Origin of the sequence: Suttonella ornithocola, from assembly GCF_001889065.1 — a bacterium.
Taxonomy (GTDB): domain Bacteria; phylum Pseudomonadota; class Gammaproteobacteria; order Cardiobacteriales; family Cardiobacteriaceae; genus Suttonella_A; species Suttonella_A ornithocola.
Map to the genome: position 1 here is coordinate 1 of NZ_LWHB01000019.1, position 4,942 is coordinate 4,942.

General features: G+C 38.3%; 7 protein-coding genes and 1 pseudogene. 6 read left to right on the plus strand and 2 right to left on the minus strand.

The window, feature by feature from the left end; genetic code table 11:
• From A5N85_RS01605 to A5N85_RS01630, 6 genes are all read left to right on the plus strand, one after another.
• Positions 1 to 291: transposase (locus A5N85_RS01605; RefSeq protein WP_211268034.1), on the plus strand; the 291-nt coding region annotated here is incomplete at its 5' end.
• 169 nt (positions 292 to 460) lie between these two features.
• On the plus strand, positions 461 to 1,090 hold the full coding sequence (locus A5N85_RS01610; RefSeq protein WP_072575663.1) for a MarC family protein: 630 nt from the start codon (positions 461 to 463) through the stop codon (positions 1,088 to 1,090).
• A gap of 20 nt (positions 1,091 to 1,110) precedes the next feature.
• On the plus strand, positions 1,111 to 2,370 hold the full coding sequence (gene lhgO / locus A5N85_RS01615) for an L-2-hydroxyglutarate oxidase (RefSeq protein ID WP_072575664.1): 1,260 nt from the start codon (positions 1,111 to 1,113) through the stop codon (positions 2,368 to 2,370).
• Between the two features lie 72 nt (positions 2,371 to 2,442).
• Positions 2,443 to 2,796 (plus strand): ArsC/Spx/MgsR family protein, encoded by a 354-nt coding sequence (locus A5N85_RS01620; protein WP_072575665.1) that lies wholly within the window; start codon positions 2,443 to 2,445, stop codon positions 2,794 to 2,796.
• Complete coding sequence (locus A5N85_RS01625; RefSeq protein ID WP_072575666.1) at positions 2,796 to 3,389, plus strand: YhgN family NAAT transporter; 594 nt, start codon at positions 2,796 to 2,798, stop codon at positions 3,387 to 3,389. Before A5N85_RS01620 ends, A5N85_RS01625 begins: the two co-directional genes overlap by 1 nt.
• A 10-nt stretch (positions 3,390 to 3,399) precedes the next feature.
• Entirely contained in the window at positions 3,400 to 4,335 is a 936-nt protein-coding gene (locus A5N85_RS01630) for a D-2-hydroxyacid dehydrogenase (RefSeq protein WP_072575667.1), read from the plus strand.
• A 201-nt stretch (positions 4,336 to 4,536) separates the two neighbouring features.
• Here the strand turns inward: A5N85_RS01630 and A5N85_RS01635 are convergent, their stop codons facing one another.
• Positions 4,537 to 4,806, minus strand: a complete 270-nt coding sequence (locus A5N85_RS01635; RefSeq protein WP_143143148.1) for a transposase — start codon at positions 4,804 to 4,806, stop codon at positions 4,537 to 4,539.
• Positions 4,754 to 4,942 (minus strand): annotated as a pseudogene (locus A5N85_RS15515) (IS630 family transposase); the annotation flags it as partial. The gene A5N85_RS01635 and the pseudogene A5N85_RS15515, both read right to left, overlap by 53 nt.

Consider the following 4,942-nt stretch of genomic DNA (forward strand, 5'->3'; position numbering starts at 1 on the left):
TTGAACAGCGKATATTTTCTCTCATTGGGTGAGAGAAGAGCACTGTTACCTGAGTTACCTAAAAACAGTGTAATTGTCATGGACAATGCCGCTTTTCATAAACGCAGTGATATTCAAGCAATCATTGAAGAGCATGGGCATGAGATAGTTTGGTTACCCCCTTATAGTCCAGACTTAAATCCCATTGAAAAGATGTGGGCTTGGATTAAGCAAATACGCAAAGAATGGCGGATGGATTGTATTGATACTTTATTCTTTTATCTGCTTTGGATTGGGTTGAGTTTTAGATGATTGCACTATAGCCTTTAAATATCGAAATAATTTTCTCAGTTAAATAAATCACTCAAATCAATATTCCCTTTTAACCCTTATTAAATAATTAACATTATATTCCCAACATCTTATTTTCTATTTAAATATCATTTATAAAAAGCATAACGCAATAAAATAAGGAAGCCATATGATTGATCAACTTGTTATTCAATTCGTCGTATTATGGGCAGTAATTGATCCTATTGGTAGTATTCCTGTTTATTTAGCACAAACCAATAATCTCCCTGCAAATATTTGTCAAAAAATTGCTCAAAACGCCACCTTAATTGCGGGTGGTATTCTTTTATTCTTTCTAATTGCGGGGCAATTTTTATTAGAAGCCATGAAAATCCCTTTACCTGCCTTTCAAACAGCTGGTGGCATCGTATTATTACTTTTTGCATTGACCATGATTTTTGGTGAAAGCAAACCTGATCAAGAAATCAAACTCATTGAAGATCAGCACGCAATTGCAAAAGAGCTTGCTGTTTTTCCATTAGCCGTCCCATCTATTGCTTCACCGGGAGCAATGATGGCAATTGTTATGCTAACAGACAATCATCGCTTTAGTCTTTCAGATCAAGCCATCACCGCTAGCATCATGATTGTTATACTACTCATCACTTATGGACTACTGCGAATAGCTGTACATATTCAACGCTGGATTGGCAATGCTGGTGCTGCGATTATTAGTCGAGTGATGGGGTTAATCTTAGCGGCTGTTGCCGTAGATAGCATCTTAAGGGGCATTCGAGATTTCTTTTTAGCCATTAACTAAAACTAAATAGAGGAGAAAAAATGGAGAATATCATTATTATTGGTGCAGGTATCGTTGGAATGGCAACCGCCTTAGAAATGCAAAAACGCTTTCCAGACAAGCATATTATCGTTGTAGAAAAAGAAGCAAGCGCAGCTTATCATCAAACGGGGCATAATAGTGGTGTTATCCATGCTGGTGTTTATTATCCTCCTGGCAGTTTAAAAGCCGAACTATGCCGTAAAGGCAATGCCGCCACTAGGGCTTTTTGTGATGAGCATAAGATTCGCTACGATATCTGCGGAAAACTTTTAGTCGCAACGAATACTGCTGAGCTAGAAAGAATGCAAGCACTTTACACGCGCTGTGCCGAAAATGGCTTAGAACGACATTGGTGGACAGCAGAAGAATTGAAAGAAAGAGAACCCAATATTGAAGGATTAGCCGCCATTTTTGTCCCCTCTACAGGAATCGTTTCCTATCGTGAAATAACTCATAAAATGGTGGAATTACTGACACGTCAAGGCGGAGAAGTTCTTTTTAATTCACCCGTGCACGCCATCACTGAGCAAACCGATAAAATTATTGTGCAAGCAGGCAACCAGACTTTAAAAGGGCATTATTTAATAGCCTGTGCAGGACTATACGCCGATAAAATTGTTGCGATGAATGGCATCCAAGCAGATTTCCAAATCTGCCCATTTCGAGGAGAATATTATCAGCTACCTAGTCGCCTGAACCAAGTGGTTTCTCATCTGATTTATCCCATCCCAGAACCAAACGTTCCCTTTCTTGGCGTGCATTTAACCAAAATGATTGATGGCTCAGTAACCGTTGGACCAAATGCCGTCTTAGCCCTTTCACGAGAAGGTTACCGTAAGTGCGATATTCGTCCTAAAGAATTATTGGAAATGCTGAGTTATTTTGGTATTCGCAAAGTTTTACGTTCCAATTGGCGGCATGGCTTAAAAGAGCAAAAAAACTCATGGTTTAAACAGGGTTATTTAAAAGAAGTTCAAAAATATTGCCCTCAAATTCAGGCAAAAGATTTACAACCTTATCCGGCAGGTGTTAGAGCGCAAGCCGTAAGCGCTAACGGTACACTTATCGAAGACTTTCACTGGTTAGAAACGCCAAGAAGTTTGCATGTTTGTAACGCCCCTTCTCCCGCAGCCACTTCGGCAATGCCTATTGCCGAACGTATTGTCGATACTGTTGAGAAAAAATACATTCATAATTCCAAGGCACATAACAGACAGAGAAAGCCTAACAAGCTTTCTCTATACATTTTTATAAAATAGCAATATATGTAATAATTCATATCGCAATAATTTGATGATATTTCATCATCAAAACGATTTTAAGGATAGCGTATGAAAGAATATCTTATTTACTATAATCCACGTTGCGGAACAGCCCGCAAAGTCTTATCGCTTTTACAAGAAAGAAACTTACCAATAAAAATTATCGAATACCTAAAAACGCCTCCAGATAAACAAACACTTGAAGCATTAGCCAAAGCCTGTGGCAGCGCAGCGGAACTATTGCGAACCAAAGAACCTTTAGCCAAAGAGTTAGGATTAACTTCCGATTCAGATCCACAACAGATTATTGATGCTATTAGTATTCATCCTGAATTACTCAATCGACCAATCGTTGCTTATGAAAATAAAGCAATTGCCTGTCGCCCTGCTGAACGTCTTTTAGAATGGTTGGAATATAACTAATGGATTGGTTGACTGTTGCTGTTACCTTATTTTTGATTATTGACCCCTTAGGCAATACGCCTGTTTTTCTTGCTGTACTAAAGCACGTTACGCCAGAGAGAAGACAATTCATTATTATTAGAGAACTCTTGATTGCCTTTGCTGTCATGTGTTTATTCTTCTTTTCTGGGCGCAGTGTTCTTAAGATATTAGGATTATCTAGAGAAGCCGTAGCCATTGCTGGTGCCATTGTCCTTTTTATTATTGCTATTCGGATGATATTTCCATCTAGAGGTGGCAATGTATTAGGCGATGACGAACACAATGACGAGGAACCATTAATTGTCCCTCTGGCTATCCCGCTTACTGCCGGACCTTCTTTATTAGCCACGCTCATTCTATTAGTAGAAAACGACCCCGGACATCTAGGAAAAAACTTTTTAGCCATGTTTACCGCTTGGCTGGTTTCTTCATTTATCCTACTCGCTGCTCCATTTTTTTATCGCATCTTAGGCAATCGGGGATTAAAAGCAGCAGAACGGCTCATGGGGATGATTCTAATTTCCATTTCAGTACAAATGTTCTTAAATGCCATCCAAACCATAAGACTATGAGGAAAATCTAATGAAAGCTGTATTTTTAGATAGAGAAACCTTTTCTTCTGACATCAACCTTGAAGCACCAGAAGGGATTAGCGAATGGGTCGTATGTGGACGCACAGCCCCCGCAGAAATTATTGAACGCTTACAAGATGCAGATATTGCTATCACCAATAAAGTTATTCTAGATGCTTATGTTTTAAGCCAATTACCTCAAATTAAGCTCATTCAAATTACAGCGACTGGAACCAATAATGTGGATTTAGAAGCTGCTAAAAAACAAAGTATAGAAGTAAAAAACGTTGCTGGCTATTCTGTAGAAAGCGTTACCGAACATACTTTTATGTTGATGCTTGCCGCTATGCGCGGTTTAAAATCCTATCATCAATCAGTAGCTGATGGTTCATGGCAAGCGGATGGACGATTTTGTCTAACCGAGCCAACCATTTTTGATTTACATAACAAAACATTAGGAATTATTGGTGTAGGAAATATTGCTCATAGACTTTCGACCCTAGCAAAAGCTTTTGGCATGAAAGTATTATGGGCAGAGCGGAGAGGAAAAACACCAAGAAGTGAAGAATATACAGACTTTGATACTGTCCTCGCCGAAAGTGACATCATTTCTCTTCATACACCATTAACCGATGAAACACATCATCTTATTAATAAAAAAAGCATTGCTAAGATGGTTAAAAAACCTTTATTAATGAACCTTGCTCGCGGACCTATTGTTGATCCTCAAGCAATCGTAGATGCCATTAACCAAAATTTACTCATGGGATTTGTTACTGACGTCTTTGAAGCCGAGCCACCTGAGCAAAATGATCCATTACTCACTATTTGCCATCATCCTCGCGTTCTTTATACTCCTCACGTTGCATGGGCAAGTGAGTTTGCACAGAAAAAGCTTTGGACAATTTTACAAACACAAATAAGTAATTTTATAAAAAATTATTAAACTGAGACCTTTGCAAAAAATATAAAATAGAGAAATTTCAATTTTTAGTAGTGGTTTGAAAAGTATGCTAAACATACTCTTACAAAAAATACTTCTTTTAATATATTGATATCTATAGTGCAATCATCTAAAGCCCAACCCAATCCAAAGCAGATAAAAGAATAAAGTATCAATACAATCCATCCGCCATTCTTTGCGGATTTACTTAATCCAAGCCCACATCTTTTCAATGGGATTTAAGTCTGGACTATAAGGGGGTAACCAAACTATTTCATGCCCATGCTCTTCAATGATTGCTTGAATATCACTGCGTTTATGAAAAGCGGCATTGTCCATGACAATTACACTGTTTTTAGGTAACTCAGGTAACAGTGCTTCTCTCACCCAATGAGAGAAAATATCGCTGTTAATAGAACCATCATATAAGCGTAAGGCAAACAATTCTCCATTGATAATGGCTACCAATCGCATTGCTCTGGTTCTTTAAATGCCAGTTATCACTTCCATGACAAACTTGTCCTTTTGTGCTGTAGCCATAAGGTCTATGAGCAAAGGCTTTAAAACCACATTCATCAAGATAGACTATCGGTTTGTCTTGAGCGGTCTT

What these genes read in the sequence shown, in the direction of transcription:
- A5N85_RS01630 (WP_072575667.1), top strand. Translation starts at nt 3,400, where the DNA reads ATGAAAGCTGTATTTTTAGATAGAGAAACCTTTTCTTCTGACATCAAC.
- A5N85_RS01625 (WP_072575666.1), top strand. Translation starts at nt 2,796, where the DNA reads ATGGATTGGTTGACTGTTGCTGTTACCTTATTTTTGATTATTGACCCC.
- A5N85_RS01610 (WP_072575663.1), top strand. Translation starts at nt 461, where the DNA reads ATGATTGATCAACTTGTTATTCAATTCGTCGTATTATGGGCAGTAATT.
- A5N85_RS01635 (WP_143143148.1), bottom strand. Translation starts at nt 4,806, where the DNA reads ATGCGATTGGTAGCCATTATCAATGGAGAATTGTTTGCCTTACGCTTA.
- lhgO (WP_072575664.1), top strand. Translation starts at nt 1,111, where the DNA reads ATGGAGAATATCATTATTATTGGTGCAGGTATCGTTGGAATGGCAACC.
- A5N85_RS01620 (WP_072575665.1), top strand. Translation starts at nt 2,443, where the DNA reads ATGAAAGAATATCTTATTTACTATAATCCACGTTGCGGAACAGCCCGC.